Annotated in this window: 18 protein-coding genes and 1 tRNA gene; 15 read left to right on the top strand and 4 right to left on the bottom strand. The window is 67.8% G+C overall.

Features of this window, described 5'->3' with window-relative positions:
• Positions 1-321 (top strand): hypothetical protein, encoded by a 321-nt coding sequence (locus C1925_RS14360; protein ID WP_159097531.1) that lies wholly within the window; start codon positions 1-3, stop codon positions 319-321.
• Positions 322-452: 131 nt separating this feature from the next.
• On the opposite strand, the gene C1925_RS14355 is transcribed toward C1925_RS14360, so the two are convergent.
• Positions 453-1,337: a LysR family transcriptional regulator gene (locus C1925_RS14355; RefSeq protein ID WP_108769470.1), complete on the bottom strand. Its 885-nt coding sequence runs from the start codon at positions 1,335-1,337 to the stop codon at positions 453-455.
• A gap of 97 nt (positions 1,338-1,434) precedes the next feature.
• Between C1925_RS14355 and trpB the strand changes: the two genes are divergently transcribed.
• The 5 genes from trpB (at position 1,435) to glmM (ending at position 6,615) form a co-directional block, all read left to right on the top strand.
• Positions 1,435-2,652: a tryptophan synthase subunit beta gene (gene trpB, locus C1925_RS14350; protein ID WP_108769469.1), complete on the top strand. Its 1,218-nt coding sequence runs from the start codon at positions 1,435-1,437 to the stop codon at positions 2,650-2,652.
• On the top strand, positions 2,649-3,338 hold the full coding sequence (locus C1925_RS14345; protein WP_108769468.1) for a hypothetical protein: 690 nt from the start codon (positions 2,649-2,651) through the stop codon (positions 3,336-3,338). Before trpB ends, C1925_RS14345 begins: the two co-directional genes overlap by 4 nt.
• A 1-nt stretch (position 3,339) precedes the next feature.
• Positions 3,340-4,149, top strand: a complete 810-nt coding sequence (gene trpA, locus C1925_RS14340; protein ID WP_108769467.1) for a tryptophan synthase subunit alpha — start codon at positions 3,340-3,342, stop codon at positions 4,147-4,149.
• 226 nt (positions 4,150-4,375) lie between these two features.
• A complete protein-coding gene (gene accD / locus C1925_RS14335) occupies positions 4,376-5,251 on the top strand; it encodes an acetyl-CoA carboxylase, carboxyltransferase subunit beta (RefSeq protein ID WP_108769466.1) in 876 nt (291 codons plus the stop codon).
• Complete coding sequence (glmM, locus tag C1925_RS14330) at positions 5,251-6,615, top strand: phosphoglucosamine mutase (RefSeq protein WP_108769465.1); 1,365 nt, start codon at positions 5,251-5,253, stop codon at positions 6,613-6,615. The genes accD and glmM overlap by 1 nt, the downstream gene beginning before the upstream one ends.
• A gap of 87 nt (positions 6,616-6,702) precedes the next feature.
• On the opposite strand, the gene C1925_RS14325 is transcribed toward glmM, so the two are convergent.
• Genes C1925_RS14325 through C1925_RS14315 form a run of 3 tightly spaced genes read right to left on the bottom strand, consistent with a single transcriptional unit; the run spans position 6,703 to position 10,601 of the window.
• Positions 6,703-7,560, bottom strand: a complete 858-nt coding sequence (locus C1925_RS14325; RefSeq protein WP_108769464.1) for a polysaccharide deacetylase family protein — start codon at positions 7,558-7,560, stop codon at positions 6,703-6,705.
• A complete protein-coding gene (locus C1925_RS14320; protein ID WP_108769463.1) occupies positions 7,553-8,698 on the bottom strand; it encodes a glycosyltransferase family 4 protein in 1,146 nt (381 codons plus the stop codon). The genes C1925_RS14325 and C1925_RS14320 overlap by 8 nt, the downstream gene beginning before the upstream one ends.
• Positions 8,699-8,717: 19 nt before the next feature.
• On the bottom strand, positions 8,718-10,601 hold the full coding sequence (locus tag C1925_RS14315; protein WP_108769462.1) for a sulfatase-like hydrolase/transferase: 1,884 nt from the start codon (positions 10,599-10,601) through the stop codon (positions 8,718-8,720).
• Positions 10,602-10,798: 197 nt separating this feature from the next.
• Here C1925_RS14315 and C1925_RS14310 point away from each other — a divergent pair, with 197 nt between their 5' ends.
• From C1925_RS14310 to nuoE, 9 genes are all read left to right on the top strand, one after another.
• The gene (locus C1925_RS14310) at positions 10,799-11,734 is read left to right on the top strand and encodes a 2-oxoglutarate and iron-dependent oxygenase domain-containing protein (RefSeq protein ID WP_108769461.1); all 936 of its coding nucleotides are present in this window, start codon (positions 10,799-10,801) and stop codon (positions 11,732-11,734) included.
• Positions 11,735-12,429: 695 nt separating this feature from the next.
• Positions 12,430-13,185, top strand: a complete 756-nt coding sequence (gene tpiA / locus C1925_RS14305; protein ID WP_108769460.1) for a triose-phosphate isomerase — start codon at positions 12,430-12,432, stop codon at positions 13,183-13,185.
• Between the two features lie 33 nt (positions 13,186-13,218).
• Positions 13,219-13,656 carry a preprotein translocase subunit SecG gene (secG, locus tag C1925_RS14300; RefSeq protein ID WP_108769459.1) on the top strand — a complete coding sequence of 146 codons (438 nt, stop codon included), beginning with the start codon at positions 13,219-13,221 and terminating at the stop codon, positions 13,654-13,656.
• Between the two features lie 51 nt (positions 13,657-13,707).
• Positions 13,708-13,792: transfer RNA gene (locus C1925_RS14295), tRNA-Leu, on the top strand.
• A gap of 110 nt (positions 13,793-13,902) precedes the next feature.
• Entirely contained in the window at positions 13,903-14,259 is a 357-nt protein-coding gene (locus C1925_RS14290) for an NADH-quinone oxidoreductase subunit A (protein ID WP_079222613.1), read from the top strand.
• On the top strand, positions 14,250-14,804 hold the full coding sequence (locus C1925_RS14285) for an NADH-quinone oxidoreductase subunit B (protein WP_079222612.1): 555 nt from the start codon (positions 14,250-14,252) through the stop codon (positions 14,802-14,804). The genes C1925_RS14290 and C1925_RS14285 overlap by 10 nt, the downstream gene beginning before the upstream one ends.
• A 33-nt stretch (positions 14,805-14,837) precedes the next feature.
• Positions 14,838-15,587 (top strand): NADH-quinone oxidoreductase subunit C, encoded by a 750-nt coding sequence (locus C1925_RS14280; protein WP_108769458.1) that lies wholly within the window; start codon positions 14,838-14,840, stop codon positions 15,585-15,587.
• Positions 15,584-16,891, top strand: coding sequence for an NADH-quinone oxidoreductase subunit D (locus C1925_RS14275; protein WP_108769457.1), 1,308 nt, complete (start codon positions 15,584-15,586; stop codon positions 16,889-16,891). Before C1925_RS14280 ends, C1925_RS14275 begins: the two co-directional genes overlap by 4 nt.
• Positions 16,892-16,988: 97 nt before the next feature.
• The gene (gene nuoE / locus C1925_RS14270; RefSeq protein ID WP_108769456.1) at positions 16,989-17,516 is read left to right on the top strand and encodes an NADH-quinone oxidoreductase subunit NuoE; all 528 of its coding nucleotides are present in this window, start codon (positions 16,989-16,991) and stop codon (positions 17,514-17,516) included.
• Positions 17,517-17,519: the final 3 nt, after the last annotated feature.

The following is a 17,519-nucleotide window of genomic DNA, read 5'->3' as shown; positions in this document are numbered from 1 at the left end:
GTGCCGGTTCCTGCTGTCGACCGCGTGCCCAGCACCGGCAGCAAGGCGGTGGCGACGGCGCGGTTCGCGCAGGGCCAGCGGGTCTGCGTGCAGGCCATCGGGCGTGCCGGGCAGAACCCGCAGTACTACTTCGTGACCTCGGTGCCGGCCAGCAGTGTCGCCGCCTGCAAGGCGGGCAGCGCGCTGTGCGGCACCTATGGCGACCGGCCGATCCAGCACCTGCAGCGCGATCGCAGCCACGCCTGCCAACCGGCGTCGGCGCAGTGCGCACAGGGCTGGGTGAGTGCCAAGGCGCTCGACGTGTTCTCCAACGGCCTGTAACGCCGCACTTGCTGCCGATTTCGTAGAGTCGAGCTTGCTCCCGATTTCGTAGAGTCGAGCTTGCTCGACTGGAACGAAAGCAGTCGAGCAAGCTCGACTCTACGCGCGAAGGCGGTCGAGCAAGCTCGACGCTACAGCTGCTGCGTGGCCCAATCAGCCAACGCCTCCACCCGCGGGTCGGCCGGGCCATCCGGCCGCGCCAGCACCCAGAATCCGCCGGTCGCAGAGAAGCCCCACGGCGCGACCAGGCGCCCGGCGGCCAGGTCCTCGGCCACCAGCGGCTCCGGCGCGATGGCCGGCCCCAGTCCGGCAACGGCCGCTTCCAGCAGGTAGTACAGGTGCTCGAAGCCGGTGCCCAGCTGCAACCGCGCCGGGTCCAGCCCGTGCGCCTGCGCCCATGCCGGCCACGCCTGTGGCCGCGAGCTGGTGTGCAGCAGCGTCTCCTGCAGCAGCGCGGCGGGCGCTACATGGCGCAGGCGCTGCGCGGCAGGATGCGAGGGCGCCACCACCACGCCCACCCGTTCCGGCGCCAGCTCGCGCACCTGCCAGCCCCGCGGCCACGGCCCCTGCGCCAGCAGCAGCACCGCATCCAGCGCCGCCTGCGCCTCGGTGAAGGCGCCATCCAGCGCCGACCACTGCAGGTTCACCCCGGGCAGGGCCGCCTGCAGCGCAGGCAGGCGGGGAATCATCCAGCGTGCCAGCACGCTGCCGCTGCAGCCCAGCACCAGCGCCGGGGAACGCGCCGGCTGGCGCAGTTCGCGCACGCAGGCCTCGATGCCGGCGAAGGCTTCGCCGCAGGCCACGTGCAGGCGCTGCCCGGCCTCGGTCAGGCGCAGCCCGCGGCCGGCACGCTGGAACAGCGGCAGCCCCAGGTGGCCCTCCAGCAGCTTCAGCTGCCGGCTCACCGCACCATGGGTTACGTGCAGGGCCTGCGCGGCGCGGCCCACGCCCCCCAGGCGGGCGGTGGCCTCGAAGGCACGCAGGGCGTTGAGCGGTGGCAGCAGGGAGGTGCTCATGTGAGATTTCCTGACGATATGCGCCAGATAATATCGATATTCCGGTCAGGATCCGTGCGCTAGAGTATCCACCTGTCTCGAACCAGCGGTCGCTTCCATGTCTGCCTCCCCCATTGCCGACTACCACGCCTTCCCGGACGCCCAGGGCCACTTCGGCCGCTACGGCGGCAGTTTCGTCGCCGAAACCCTGGTCGGCCCGCTGCAGGAACTGGCCCAGGCCTACGACCAGGCCCGCCAGGATCCGGCGTTCCAGCTGGCCTACGACAAGGACCTGGCTCATTACGTGGGCCGGCCGAGCCCGATCTATCACGCCCAGCGCCTGAGCGACCATGTCGGCGGTGCGCAGATCCTGCTCAAGCGCGAGGACCTGAACCACACCGGCGCGCACAAGATCAACAACACCATCGGCCAGGCCCTGCTGGCCGCGCGGATGGGCAAGAAGCGCATCATCGCCGAGACCGGCGCCGGCCAGCACGGCGTGGCCAGTGCCACCGTCGCCGCGCGCCTGGGCCTGGAATGCGTGGTCTACATGGGCGCCACCGACATCGAACGGCAGAAGATCAACGTCTACCGCATGAAGCTGCTCGGCGCGACGGTGGTGCCGGTCACCTCCGGCTCGGCCACCCTGAAGGACGCGCTCAACGAAGCGATGCGCGACTGGGTGACCAACGTGCAGGACACCTTCTACATCATCGGCACCGTGGCCGGCCCGGACCCGTACCCGCGCATGGTGCGTGACTTCAACGCCATCGTCGGCCGCGAAGCGCGCGAGCAGATGCTGGCCGAGTACGGCCGCCTGCCCGATGCGATCACCGCCTGCGTCGGCGGTGGCAGCAACGCCATCGGCCTGTTCCATGCCTTCCTCAACGATCGCGAGGTCGAGATCTTCGGCGCCGAAGCGGCCGGCGACGGCATCCACACCGGTCGCCACGCCGCCTCGATCGCCGCCGGCCGCCCCGGCGTGCTGCACGGCAACCGCACCTACGTGCTGTGCGATGACGATGGCCAGATCATCGAGACCCATTCGGTGTCGGCCGGCCTGGACTACCCCGGCGTCGGCCCGGAACACGCCTTCCTGTCCGACAGCGGCCGCGCCACCTACCTGGGCATCACCGATGAGGAGGCGCTGCAGGCGTTCCACCTGCTGGCGCACGCCGAGGGCATCCTGCCGGCGCTGGAATCCAGCCACGCGCTGGCCCAGGCCATCAAGCTGGCCCGTGAGCGCCCGCGCGACCAGATCGTGCTGTGCAACCTGTCCGGACGTGGCGACAAGGACGTGCACACCATCGCCGCGCGCGAAGGCCTGGTGCTGTGAACTACGTGCTGCGCCACGGTGGCGCGCTGGTGCTGGCCGTCGGTCTGGGCGGCTGCACGCCGCCCGATCCGCCGGTGCTGGCACCCGCGCCGGCATCGCCCGCAGCGATCGCTCCGGCACGCCAGCTGGCCAGCAATGATGATGACGCCGCGCATCGCCCGATCGAGGATGCGCCGGTAGCCACCACCGCCGACAGCGCCGAGGACGAAACCGCCCCGGCAGTGGTGTCGGTGGCGCTGGACCATGCCGGCGACGTGCTGATCGGCCAGCCTTTCAGCGAGCTGGAGGGTGAGGCGCAGTGGCACTCGGCCGGGCTGGGCGAGGCCACGGCCGGGCGCTGTGAGTATTACGAGCGCGGCACGCTGCCCGAAGGCGTGGCGATGATGGTCCAGGACGGCGACGTGGTTCGCTTTGACCTGGCCCCCATCGACGACTCGGGCCAGGTGGTGGTGCAGCCCGGGCCGTTCGGCCTGCGCCTGGACATGCCGCGTGCGCAGGCCCTGCAGCTGCTGCCACGGGGCGCCCTCGCGCGGCCCTATGGCGAAGATGCCGAGGCCGGCGAGACCCTGCTCTGGCAGGACCCCGGTTCCGACCTGGCGATCCGCGTGGAGATCGTCGACGGCACCGTTTCCCGAATGTACTGGGGCGCCAGCGGCGCCGTTGACCTGATCGAAGGATGTACCTGACATGTCCGTATCCCGACTCGATGCCTGTTTCCAGCGCCTGCGCGAGCAGCAGCGCAAGGCGCTGATCCCCTTCATCACCGCTGGCGACCCGTCGCTGGAGGCCACCGTGCCGGTCATGCATGCGCTGGTCGAGGCCGGTGCCGATGTGATCGAACTGGGCGTGCCGTTCTCCGATCCGATGGCCGATGGCCCGACCATCCAGCGCAGTTCCGAACGCGCGCTGGGCCGTGGTGCCGGCAGCCGCTACGTGCTGCAGGCGGTGGCGCAGTTCCGCCAGCGCGATGCGCAGACCCCGGTGGTGCTGATGGGCTACCTCAACCCGGTGGAGATCCACGGCTATGCGGCCTTCGCCGAGGCTGCAGTGGGCGCCGGCGTGGACGGCGTGCTGCTGGTGGACCTGCCGCCGGAAGAAGCCGGTGAAGCCCAGCAGGCCTTCGATGCGGCCGGCCTAGCGCTGGTCCTGCTGGCCTCGCCGACCACCAGCGAAGCCCGCGCGGACAAACTGCTCGCGCTGGCCCGCGGTTACCTGTACTACGTCAGCTTCGCCGGCGTCACCGGTGCCTCCGAGCGCCTGGACAGCGATGCCGCCAGCGCACGGCTGCAGGCCCTGCGTGCACGCGCCAGCGTGCCGGTGGTGGCCGGCTTCGGCATCAAGGATGCGGCCAGTGCCGCGGCCATGGCCCGCCAGGCCGATGGCGTGGTGGTCGGCAGCGCCCTGGTGGCGGCGCTGGCCGATGCCGGATCGGCCGAGGAGGCCGCCCAGCGTGCCGGTGCCTTCCTGGCCCCGCTGCGGCAGGCGCTGGACGCCTGACCCACGCGTGCGCCAAGGGTTGCCGGCCAGCGGCCGGCACTACCGGCGATGCGCTGGACGCCTTGAAGGTAGCGCCGGGCCATGCCCGGCGACGCTAAACGTACGTCCCAGCATGGTTTTTTCCTGCCGGCCCGTTCCCCACAAGGGGTGCACGGGCGGGCGCAGCAGAGCTAGACTGTCCGCCTTTGCGGCCCTCGGGCCGCCCTGAACGGAAGTGTCCTCCCGCATGAGTTGGCTCAGCAAGTTGATGCCGTCTGGCATCCGCACCGACAACACCCCCAGCAAGAAGCGCAGCGTCCCCGAGGGCCTGTGGGAAAAGTGCAGCAGCTGCGGCAGCGCGCTGTACCGCCCCGAGCTGGAAGAGAACCTGGAGGTCTGCCCGAAGTGCGGTCACCACATGGCGATCCGCGCCCGCGCGCGCCTGGCGGCCCTGTTCGACGCCGACAGCACCACCGAGATCGGTGCCCGCCTGGGCCCGACCGACCTGCTGAAGTTCAAGGACCAGAAGAAGTACAGCGAGCGCATCAAGATCGCGCAGAAGAACACCGGTGAGTACGACGCGCTGATCGCGATGCGTGGTCTGCTCAAGGGTCGTCCGCTGGTCGCCTCGTCCTTCGATTTCGCCTTCATGGGCGGCTCGATGGGTTCGGTGGTCGGTGAGCGCTTCGCGCTGGCCGCTGAAACCGCCGTCGAGATCGGTGCACCCTACGTGTGCTTCTCCGCCAGCGGCGGCGCGCGCATGCAGGAAGGCCTGTTCTCGCTGATGCAGATGGCCAAGACCTCGGCTGCGTTGGGCAAGCTGCGCGAAGCCGGCCTGCCGTACATCTCGGTGCTGACCCATCCGACCACCGGTGGCGTGTCGGCCTCGTTCGCCATGCTGGGTGACATCAACATCGCCGAGCCGCAGGCGCTGATCGGCTTCGCCGGCCCGCGCGTGATCGAGCAGACCGTGCGCGAGAAGCTGCCGGAAGGCTTCCAGCGCTCCGAGTTCCTGCTGGAGCACGGTGCCATCGACCAGATCTGTGACCGCCGTGAAATGCGTGATCGCCTGTCCGACCTGCTGGCCATGCTCGGCCGCCAGCCGGCGCCGGAGGTGGCGTGATGGCGGGCCGCAGGTACTTCGGTACTGACGGCATCCGCGGCCGCGTCGGGCAGAGCCCGATCTCGGCCGACTTCGTGCTGCGCCTGGGCAATGCGCTGGGCCGCGTGCTGGTCGAACAGCGCGGCCCCGGTGGCCGCCGCCCGATCGTGGTGATCGGCAAGGACACGCGTATTTCCGGCTACATGTTCGAAGCCGCACTGGAAGCCGGCCTGGTGGCCGCCGGTGCCGACGTGCAGCTGCTGGGGCCGATGCCGACCCCGGCGGTGGCCTTCCTCACCCGCACCCTGGGCGTGGATGCCGGCGTCGTCATCAGTGCCTCGCACAACCCGCACTACGACAACGGCATCAAGTTCTTCTCCGCCCAGGGCGAGAAGCTCGACGATGCCACCGAACTGGCGCTGGAAGCCGCGCTGGACGTGCCGTTCGTGACGGCCGAATCGGAAAAGCTGGGCAAGGCCGCGCGTGCGCGCGAAGCGGTCGGCCGCTACATCGAATTCTGCAAGGCCAGCGTGCCGCGCACTTTCGACCTGCGCGGCGTGCGCCTGGTGCTCGACTGCGCCCACGGTGCCACCTACCAGATCGCACCGCTGCTGTTCCGTGAGCTGGGTGCCGAAGTGATCGGCATCGGTGCCGAGCCCAACGGCGTCAACATCAATGATGGCGTGGGCTCGACCCACATCGACAACCTGGCCGCCAAGGTGCGCGAGACCGGTGCCGACCTCGGCATCGCCTTCGACGGCGACGGCGACCGCGTGCTGATGGCCGACGACCAGGGCAACCCGGTCGACGGCGACGACCTGCTCTACATCCTGGCCCGTGCGTGGCAGGCCGACGGCCGCCTGCGCGGCCCGGTGGTCGGCACGCTGATGAGCAACTACGGCCTGGAAAAGGCCCTGGGCGAACTGCAGATCCCGTTCGTGCGCAGCAACGTGGGCGATCGCTATGTCCACCAGGCGCTGATCGAAGGCGGCGGCGTGCTCGGTGGCGAAGCCTCCGGCCACCTGCTGTGCCTGGACCGGGCAACCACCGGCGATGGCATCGTCAGCGCCCTGCAGGTGCTGGTGGCACTGCGCCGCACCGGCCAGAGCCTGCGGCAGGCGCTGCAGCCGCTGGCCAAGGTGCCGCAGAAGACCGTCAACGTGCGCCTGGGCGATGTCTCGGCCAAGGCCACGGTGCAGGCCGACAGCGTGCAGTCGGCGCTGGCTGACGCACAGCAGGCCGTGGCCGGCCGCGGACGCGCGTTCCTGCGTCCGTCCGGCACCGAGCCGGTGGTGCGCGTCACCGTCGAGGCCGACGAAGCCACGCTGATGCAGGACACGCTGGATCGCCTGTCCGCTGCGGTGAAGGCGGCGGCATCGGCCTAAGCCACCTGCCGCCGGGCCAGACTGAAAACGCCCCGGGAGACCGGGGCGTTTTTTGTTCCGCAGCGATGGGGTGACGGCCTGGGCCGCTCAGGGCCCCGGCACCATCTTCTTCTGGCGCGCCTTGAAGCCGTTGAAGAACGGCGCGATCAGCGGGTTGTAGCTCTGCGCGATGCGCTTGCGCAGCCAGTTGGCCGGACGGTTGCGGATCGCAAAGCGGTAGATGCGTTCCGGGTCGCCACCGACCACGTTGCGGCCGAACGGGTGGGTGGTGTGCAGGTAACGGAAGCCGTGCTCGCGCGCGACCTCGACGTGGTCCTGGTCGAAATCGCCGTAGGGCCAGCACAGCGTGTCGGACACTTCGCCCAGCTTGTCCTGCAGCACCTGCCGCGAGATCGCCAGGTCCTGGCTGATGCCGGCCCGGCGCTGCGCGCGGTCCAGGTCGTCGCGGCGCAGCCAGCGGGTGTGCGTGTGGGTGTGGCAATGCACTTCGAAGGTGCCCGCCTCGATTGCCTCGCGAGCCTCGCTCCAGCGCATCATCACGTCGTCGCTGCGGTCGTTCTCGAAGATCGCCGCTTCGCAGCCACGGTGGTCCGGCGTCGCAGGCAGCGTCGCACCGGCGACACCCGCATGCGGGCGCACCTCGCCTTCGCCCATCCAGCCGGTCACCACGAACACCACCGCGTGCATGCCGTACTTCTGCAGGATCGGGTGCGCGTACACCCAGTTGTCGAGGTAGCCATCATCGAAGGTGATGACGATGGACCGGCGCGGCACCGGCTTGCCGGCCAGGAAGCCGGCGTACTGGTCCAGGGTCAGCGAGGTCCAGCCGTTGTTGGCCAGCCACGCGATCTGGCTTTCGAAGTTCTCCGGCGAGACGGTGATCATCCCCGGCGAGGGGCTGACGTGATGGTGCATCAGCACCGGAACGGTTCGCGCATCAGCCATGTCCCAGCTCCTTCAGCCACTGGTGGTAGTAGTGTTCGGTGGTTTCGCCATGCCCGGCGGGGCTGAAATCGTGCGCATTGCGCATCCAGTCCCAGCCGGCACGGCCCATCATCTGCCTGCGCTGCGGATCATCCACCAGCAGGCGCAGGGCGGCGGTCAACGCGCCATTGTCGCCCAGCCGGGTGAGGATGGCATTGCTGCCTTCGGCCACCATTTCCGGCACGCCGCCGACCCGCGTGGCGACGATCGGCACCGCCACGTAGGCGGCCTCGAGGAAGACCGTGCCGGCCGCCTCCTTGTGCGAGGCGAGGGCGAAGATGTCGAAGCCGGTCATCAGCCGGCAGGCGCTGTCGCGGTAGCCGAGCAGGTGCACCTGCTGCTGCAGGCCATGTTCCTCGCGCATCTCCAGCAGGCGCTGCATGACGGCCTCGCCGTTGCCGACCACCACCAGGTGCAGGCGAGGGTTGGCCTTGCACAGCGGCGCGATCGCACGCAGCAGGTCGGCATGGCCCTTCGGTTCGCGCAGCACCGCCACGCAGCCGACCACGATGTCCTCGTCGCTGAAGCCGAGCTCGGCGCGGACCTCGGCGCGGACGTCCTGCAGGCATTGCCACGGGTCTTCCTTGCGGATGTCGGTCCAGCGCGGCGGTACCGCGATGGGCGGCACGATGCCGATGGTGTCGCTGGCGATGCCACGCTCGGCCAACAGCTGTTTCACGAAGCGGCTCACGGTGATCACCCGGTGCGGCAACCCGGTATAGGTCAGCAGCGAGTTGACCGGACTCATCAGGTGGCGTGAGCGCACCACCAGCGGCGTTCGGCCCAGGCGTGCACCGGCGGCGGCGATCAGCGTGTCGCGGCGGCTGGTGGTGTTGACCACGTCGTAGCGCTCGCGGCGCACCAGCCGCGACACCGACCAGATACCGCGCATCAGCCGCGCCATGCCGCCCATGCGCAGGGTGTGCACGGTGAAGCCATCATCGCGGGCCAGCGTGGCCAGCCGCGCGTCGGGCTGGCACAGCAGTGCGACCTCGTGGCCGCGTGCACGCATCACCTGCATGTGGCGAAGGATGTAGATCTCCTGGCCACCCATTCCTTTGGCGGCTTCGGTGTGGAGAATGCGCAGCGGGCGGTTCATCGCGAATCAGTCCTGTAATTCAACGGTTGCGGAAGCGGGTAAGGGCATCCCACGCGGTACGCAGGCTGGCCGGGTCCGGCGCCTGCTGCGGAAGGGGCAGGTAGTTCTGGTCCAGTGCGGTCGCGTTGCCGAACTTGTCGAACACGTAGATCGCATCGCCGTGGCGGACCGCGCGCTGCGACCAGCTCTCCACCACCAGCGAGCGTGGGCCCTGCGGCACGGCCAGCAGGTCCTGGCCGGTGCTGAAATCGCCCAGCGCGTTCTCGCAGCCCAGGGCATGCCGCATCAGTGTCGGCACCCAGTCCTCGTGGGAGCTGGTGCGCGCGTCGTGGCCGCTGCCTTCGCCCGGCCAGCGCAGCACGAACGGCACCTGCAGCTGGTGGTTGGAGAAGTTGCCGTTGTGGCCCCAGTAGTTGAGCTTGAGGTCGTTGAATTCCTCGGCGTGGTCACCGGTGACCAGCACGATGGTGTCCTGCTCCAGGCCCTGCGCGCGCAGCTGGTCAAGCAGCTCGCCAACCAGGCTGTCGGCGTAGTGCACGGCGGTGTGGTAGCGGTTGAGCTCCGGCGTCGGGTCATGGTCCGGGCCGAATTTGAGGAAGTCGATGTCGGCCGCCATCGGCGTGGCTACCGGCGGGTAGCCGGCCGGCATGTGGTACGGCGCGTGGGTTGAATCGAGGAACACGAAGCCGAACCACGGGCGCTGCGCGTCCTGGCTGCGGGTGATGTCCTGCTGCAGCGAGGCAACGATGCTGCGGTCGCGCCCGGACGAATCCAGTTCCGTCGGCCCTTGGTGCAGCTGGTCGCGCACGTCGGCAAAGGCGGTGCGGTCGAACTCGGGGCTGTACAGCGGCGCGCTGCCATAGAGGTGCAGGTCGTAACCCTGCTGCTGCAGCACCTTGAACAGCTGCGAGCCGCGCTGCTCATCCAGCATGCTCGGCCAGTAGCCACCGGGCAGGCCGTACAACAGGCCGAACAGGCCGTAACGGGTCGCGTTGCCGGTGCTGAAATGATGGTCGTAAACGCGCGCCGAGTCCGCCAGCGCCGCGGTGTGCGGCATGTACTGCGGGGTCAGTGCGTCGTGCCGCAGCGATTCCAGCACCACCATCAGCACGTTCGGGCGACTGTGGCTCTGGCAGCGCAGCGGCTGCAGCGGGTACTGCAGCTGGGCATGGCGCGGGTCGGGCAGGCCGGCCTGCTGCTGGCTGTGCACGCCGAGCCGGCGCATGAAGCTTTTGGCGGTGATCGGCTGCGCCCAGGGCAGGTAGTTCCACTGGCCGATCACGGCGCGCTCGCCGAGCGCATCGTAGTAGGCGGTGGCGACCTGGCCGCCGCCCATCAGCAGGGCGATGGCGGTCCACGCCTGCAGCACGCGGCGGCGGTGCGGTGCCGGCGACAGCAGCTTCCAGCACGCCCAGGCCAGCAGTGCCTGCGCGGCGAAGATCGCCGCCACCAGGCCGCCCGCCTGCAGCCAGGTCTTCCACGACAGGCTGACCTGGTCGTGCAGCGCGCCGCCGAACACCATGTTGGCGACCATCGCATTGAGGTGGAACCGGTACAGGGCGAACACCTTGGCGTCGACCAGCAGCAGGCACAGCCACAGGCCCTGCACCGTGATGGCTGAAAGCGTCAATGTGCGCGCGCTGCGCGGCCACAGGCCGATCACCAGCGGCAGCGCGCCGGCCAGCGCGCCCAGGGCAAGCAGGTGGCCGGGCAGGGCGACCGCCAGGTAGGCCAGGCCGAGGGCGCCGCCGGGGTTGTCACCCAGCGGCACGTTGCCCAGCGTGATCAGCAGGGCCAGCACTGCGTTGGCGGCGACGAAAAGCGACCACCACGCCAGCCGGCGCCAGCGGCGGTCAGGTGCGGAAAGCGGGGCAGGGGCGGAATCGGGCGAGGCGGCGGACATGGTGCAGGAGCGGGGCAGGCAGGGGGCGGGGGCGTGCTGCATGGGCGCCCGGAGGGGCCGCCTGCTCGCGCGGGTGGCGCATTGTATCGGTTTGTTTCAATGTATCGATGGCGTACTTCGGCCGATCTGTCACAATGTTCAGGCTGGCCGGCAGACAGCTGCCGGCTCTTTGACCCAACGACAAGCCAGGAACCGCTGTGAGCCAGATCCCGACCCTCGACATCACCCGTTTTGACAGCGACCGCGAGGCCTTCGTGGCCGAGCTGGGCGCGGCCTACCGCCAATGGGGATTCGCGGGCATCCGCAACCACGGCATCCCGCAGGCTGACATCGACGCGGCCTATGACGTGTTCAAGGCCTTCTTCGCCCTGCCGGACGAGGTCAAGCGCCAGTACCACGTGGCCGGCAGCGGCGGCGCCCGCGGCTACACCCCGTTCGGCGTTGAAACCGCCAAGGGCTCCAAGCACTTCGACCTGAAGGAGTTCTGGCACATCGGCCGCGAGATCGCCGACGACTCCAAGTACCGTGACGTGATGGCGCCGAACCTGTGGCCGTCCGAGGTCGAGGGTTTCCGTGAGCGCGGCTACGGCCTGTACCAGGCGCTGGACAACCTGGGCTCGCGCGTCCTGTCGGCGCTGGCCCTGCACATCGGCCTGCCGGAAGACTTCTTCGCCGACAAGACCAACTTCGGCAACTCGATCCTGCGTCCGATCCACTACCCGCCGATCACCACCGACGACATCCCGAACGTGCGTGCCGGTGCACATGGCGACATCAACTTCATCACCCTGCTGGTCGGCGCCAGCGCCGCGGGCCTGGAAGTGCAGTCGCATGATGGCAAGTGGGTGCCGTTCACCTCCGATGCCGACACCATCGTGGTCAACATCGGCGACATGCTGCAGCGCCTGACCAACCACGTGTACCCGTCGACCATCCACCGCGTGGTCAATCCCCCGGGTGAGCTGGCCCGCCAGCCGCGCTACTCGGTGCCGTTCTTCCTGCACCCGAACCCGGATTTCCTGATCGACGTGCTGCCCTCGTGCATCACCCCGGAAAACCCGAGCCGGTACCCGGAGCCGATCACCGCCCACGGCTTCCTCGAGGAACGCCTGCGCGAGATCAAGCTGAAGTAATGAAGAAGCCGCCGAAAGGCGGCTTTTTCATTACGGGTAGCGCCGGGCCATGCCCGGCGAGCGCAGCGGAGGGTGTTCGGCAGGGCTGCGCCCTGCACCCGCAGAGGCCAAAGCCAAAGCGGCTCTGGGATATTGCTGGTTGGGCGGGACGGTGTGGGTTGGCAGGACACGCCGTGAACCCGTCCATGGGGGCTCGATGGCGCCATCCATGGCGCCAACGGTCCTGCCAACCCACACCGCCCCACCCCCGACAGTTTCCCGGTGACGGTGGGTATGGGCGGCTCTTGGTAGGTGTCGACCTTGGTCGACACATCTGTCAGATCGACGTGGGGCCGGGGTGCTGCTTTTGCTTTTGCTCTTGTTCTTGCTCTTCTTTTTTCTTTCCGTGGCGGGGGGAGCCGCCGGAATGTGTCAGAGGCCGGGCGGGTGGGTTGCGCAGGGGCGTGAGCCGCATGGATGCGGCGACCGAGCCTCCAGGGACGGATTCACGGCGTCCCCTGCGCAGCCCACCCGCCCGGCCAAGCCGCCGAATCCAACCGGGCTGTTCGCGACGAAGCCAACCCCACCCAACCCATCCCACCCGCCACGAGGGGCTGTGCCGTTCGCTGAAAATCCATGTAACCGCTTACAAGCAAACGGGTTTTTGCCGTAACGGGTATCATGGGCGGCTGACTTCATACAGGAGCCACCCGCTCATGCGCCGCAAGATCGTCGCCGGAAACTGGAAGCTGCACGGCAGCCGTCAATTCGCCACTGACCTGCTGGGCCAGGTGGCTGCGGGGCTGCCCAAGGCCGGGGTCGAGGTGGTGATCCTGCCGCCGCTGCCCTACCTGGGAGAGCTGGTCGAGGACTTCGGCGAGACCGGCCTGGTGTTCGGTGCCCAGGACGTCAGCAGCAACGAGAAGGGCGCCTATACCGGTGAGGTCTGCGCCGCCATGCTGCACGAGGTCGGTGCCCGCTACGGCCTGGTCGGTCACTCCGAGCGCCGCCAGTACCATAATGAAAGCAGCGAGCTGGTCGCGCGCAAGTTCGCCGCCGCCCTGCATGCCGGCCTGGTGCCGGTGCTGTGCGTCGGCGAGACCCTGGAACAGCGCGAGGCCGGGCAGACCGAGGCCGTCATCGCCGGCCAGCTGGCCCCGGTGCTGGCCCTGGTCGGGGGCGAGGGCTTCGCCAATGCCGTGGTCGCCTACGAGCCCGTCTGGGCCATCGGTACCGGCAAGACCGCCAGCAAGGAGCAGGCGCAGCAGGTCCACGCGTTCATCCGTGGCGAAGTGGCGCGCATCGATGCTAGAATCGCTGATTCACTGCCCATTCTTTACGGCGGCAGCGTGAAGCCCGACAATGCCGGGGAACTGTTCGCGCAGCCGGATGTCGATGGTGGGCTGGTCGGTGGCGCCTCCCTGGTGGCCGCGGACTTCCTGGCCATCGCGGAGGCGGCGGTCGCGAACTAATCCTTGTAAGTATTGTCCGAGGGCGGATTCCCAATGCTGATGTTGATCCTCAATGTCGTCTACGTGCTCGTGGCCGTGGCCATGATCGCGCTCATCCTGATGCAGCGTGGTTCGGGTGCGGCGGCTGGTTCGGGCTTCGGCGCTGGCGCCTCGGGCACCGTGTTCGGCGCGCGTGGCGCGTCCAACTTCCTGTCCAAGTCGACCAAGTGGCTGGCCGTCGTGTTCTTCGGCATCAGCCTCTTCATGGCCTGGTATGCCGGCCACGGCAGCCGTCCGGCGGCCGACCAGGACCTGGGCCTGATGTCCGCCCCGGCGGCCAGCGCTCCGGCCGCTCCGGCAGGTGAACTCCCGGCCGTTCCGAAGGCCGATGCGGTCCCGGTCGCCCCGGTTCCGGCCGCGAATGTGCCGGCTCAGGCGGAATCTTCGGTTTCTGGTGAAGAAAAGCCTTCGGAAGGCTCCCAGAAAGACTGAAGACGGTTACAATATGCGGCGCATCGGGTTATCTGACTGATGTGATCGTTTGCCCAGGTGGCGGAATTGGTAGACGCACTACCTTGAGGTGGTAGCGACTTAGGTCGTAGGGGTTCGAGTCCCCTCTTGGGCACCATTTGTAAGTAAAGCGGGTTCTCCTGGCGCGCAATGCGCCAGCCGTTTCCCGTCCACTCCCCCATGCCAAAGCGCCTGCAGGCGCGGCGGCAGAGGCAAGAGAGAATCGCTGTGCTGGCCGAATATTTGCCGTCTCTGCTGTTTCTGATCGTCGCGACCGGTATCGGCATCACGCTGATGCTGATCGGTCGATTCCTCGGTCCCCGCCGCCCCGATCTGGAAAAGCTCTCGCCGTACGAGTGCGGCTTCGAGGCCTTCGAAGACGCGCGCATGAAGTTCGACGTGCGCTACTACCTGATCGCGATCCAGTTCATCGTCTTCGACCTGGAAATCATCTTCATCGTGCCGTGGACCCAGGTCTTCATGGAACTGGGCGCCCGTTCGCTCGTCACCATGGGCCTGTTCGTCGGCATGCTGTTCCTCGGTTTCATTTACGTCTGGAAGAAGGGAGCGCTGGAATGGGAGTGATTCAGACTCTCGATGGCCTCATGAACAATCCGGTCCCGGAAGGGCGGGTTGATGACATCCTGCGGCCGGAGGGCGACAACCCGCTGCTGGAAAAGGGCTTCGTCACCACCAGCGTCGACGCACTGCTGAACTGGGCGCGCACCGGCTCGATGTGGCCGATGACCTTCGGTCTGGCCTGCTGCGCGGTCGAGATGATGCACGCCGGCGCCGCGCGCCTGGATCTTGACCGCTACGGCGTGGTGTTCCGCCCGTCGCCGCGTCAGTCCGACGTGATGATCGTGGCCGGCACCCTGGTCAACAAGATGGCCCCGGCGCTGCGCAAGGTCTACGACCAGATGCCGGACCCGAAGTGGGTCATCTCGATGGGCAGCTGCGCCAACGGTGGCGGCTACTACCATTACTCCTATTCTGTCGTGCGCGGCTGTGATCGCGTGGTGCCGGTGGACGTCTACGTCCCGGGCTGCCCGCCGACCGCCGAGGCGCTGGTGTACGGGATCCTGCAGCTGCAGAAGAAGATCTGGCGTACACAGACCATCGCCCGCTGACCCTTCCACACTACAAGAGCGCGCCAAGCCCCCATGGCAGAGCAAGCATCCTTCATCGACCGACTCTCCGCACGTTTCGCTGGTGCGAAGGTCATCGTGGTCGAACCCCGCGGCGAAGTGACGCTGGAGGTGCCTGCCGCCGAGTGGCATGCCACCGCGCTGGCGCTGCGTGACGAGTTTGGTTTCGAGCAGGCCGTGGATCTCTGCGGCGTCGATTACCTCGGTTATGGCTCCGACGAATGGGACACCGCTGGCGTGTCCTCGCAGGGCTTCAGCCGCGGCGTCGAAGGCAAGGCCCAGGGCCGTTTCGCGTGGGGCGAGTTCCCCACCGAAGAGAACGGTGCCGACGGCGCGAGCCCGCAGCACATGCCGACCCAGCGTTTCGCCGTGGTCGCCCAGCTGCGCTCCTACCAGCACAACCTGATGTTGCACCTGCGCTGCTTCGCCCCTGACGAAGCACTGCCGGTGGTGTCCTCGCTGACCGGCATCTGGCCGGGCCTGAACTGGTTCGAGCGCGAAGCGTTCGACCTGTACGGCGTGATCTTCGAAGGTCACCCGGACCTGCGCCGGATCCTGACCGACTACGGTTTCGTCGGCCATCCGTTCCGCAAGGACTTCCCGCTGATCGGCAACGTCGAAGTCCGCTACGACGAAGAAAAGAAGCGCGTGATCTACGAACCGGTCACCTCGGTGGAGCCGCGCGTCGGCGTGCCGCGCGTGATCCGCGACGACGCCCGTCTGCAGACCGCAGAAGGTGAGCGCGCGCAGGAGGCAGTGAAGTGAGCCACGTACACCAGGCCGGCGAAGCCTTCGCCAGCAACGCCGCCGAAAGCCGGCAGGAAATCCGCAACTACACCATGAACTTCGGCCCGCAGCATCCGGCCGCCCATGGTGTGCTGCGCCTGATCCTGGAAATGGACGGCGAAACTATCATGCGCGCCGACCCGCACGTCGGCCTGCTGCACCGTGGTACCGAAAAGCTGGCCGAGTCCAAGCCTTTCAACCAGTCGATCGGCTACATGGATCGCCTGGACTACGTGTCGATGATGTGCAACGAGCACGCCTACGTGCGCTCGATCGAGACCCTGATGGGGATCGAGGCGCCGGAACGCGCGCAGTACATCCGCACGATGTACGACGAAATCACCCGCATCCTGAACCACCTGATGTGGCTGGGCTCCAACGCCCTTGATCTGGGTGCGATGGCGGTCATGCTGTACGCCTTCCGTGAGCGCGAAGAGCTGATGGACTGCTACGAAGCAGTCTCCGGCGCGCGCATGCACGCGGCCTACTACCGTCCGGGCGGCGTCTACCGCGACCTGCCGGACCACATGCCGAAGTACAAGGTATCGCGCTGGCACAAGGGCAAGGCGCTGAAGCAGCTCAATGCTTCGCGTGAAGGCTCGCTGCTGGACTTCCTGGAGAACTTCACCAACGAGTTCCCGGGTCGCGTCGACGAATACGAAACCCTGCTGACCGACAACCGTATCTGGAAGCAGCGTACGGTCGGCATCGGCGTGGTCAGCCCGGAGCTGGCCCACCAGTGGGGCATGACCGGCGTGATGCTGCGCGGCTCGGGCGTTGCCTGGGATCTGCGCAAGAAGCGTCCGTACGCCAAGTACGATGCCGTCGATTTCGACATCCCGCTGGGCAAGGAAGGCGACTGCTACGACCGCTACCTGTGCCGCGTGGCGGAAATGCGTGAGTCCAACCGCATCATCAAGCAGTGCGTGGCGTGGCTGAAGGCCAACCCGGGCCCGGTGATGGTGAAGAACTTCAAGGTCGCGCCGCCCAGCCGCGAGGACATGAAGGACGACATGGAAGCGCTGATCCATCACTTCAAGCTGTTCAGCGAAGGCTACTGCGTGCCGGCCGGCGAAACCTATTCGGCGGTGGAAGCCCCGAAGGGTGAGTTCGGCTGCTACCTGGTCTCCGATGGCGCCAACAAGCCTTTCCGCGTGCACCTGCGCGCGCCGGGCTTCGCCCACCTGTCCTCGATCGATTCGATCGTGCGCGGCCACATGCTGGCCGACGTGGTGGCGATGATCGGCACCTACGATCTGGTGTTCGGCGAGGTTGACCGGTAATGACGTCTGCCAAGCCAACGCCTGCTGCAGGCAGCCGGCGCAAGCCGGCGCCGCAGTTTCTGCAATTTCACGTTATGCATTTCGCTGAGGTCGGCCGATGAAGGCGACAGGTAATTTCGAGACGGCGCGCGACGTCGACCCGATGGTGGTGTTGAGCGACAAGACGCGCGCTCACATCGATCACTGGCTGTCCAAGTTCCCGCCGGACCGCAAGCGCTCCGCCGTGCTGCAGGGCCTGCATGCGGCCCAGGAGCAGAACCAGGGCTGGCTGACCGACGAGCTGATCGCCGGCGTGGCCAAGTACCTGGATCTGCCGCCGGTGTGGGCCTACGAGGTCGCCAGCTTCTACTCGATGTTCGAGACCGAGAAGGTGGGCCGCAACAACGTGGCCATCTGCACCAACATCAGCTGCTGGCTCAATGGCGCCGAAGACATCGTGCGCCATTGCGAGAAGAAGCTGGGCATCAAGCACGGCCAGTCCACCCCGGACGGCCGCGTCTACCTCAAGCGCGAGGAAGAGTGCCTGGCAGGCTGCGGTGGTGCACCGATGATGGTCATCAACGGTCATTACCATGAGCGTCTGACCCTGGAAAAGGTCGACGAGCTGCTGGACGGGCTGGAGTAAGGG

This window comes from Stenotrophomonas sp. SAU14A_NAIMI4_5 (genome assembly GCF_003086795.1).
Classification (GTDB): Bacteria; Pseudomonadota; Gammaproteobacteria; order Xanthomonadales; family Xanthomonadaceae; genus Stenotrophomonas.
Note: the sequence above shows the minus strand (reverse complement) of the source record. Positions and strands in the feature narration are given on the sequence as shown.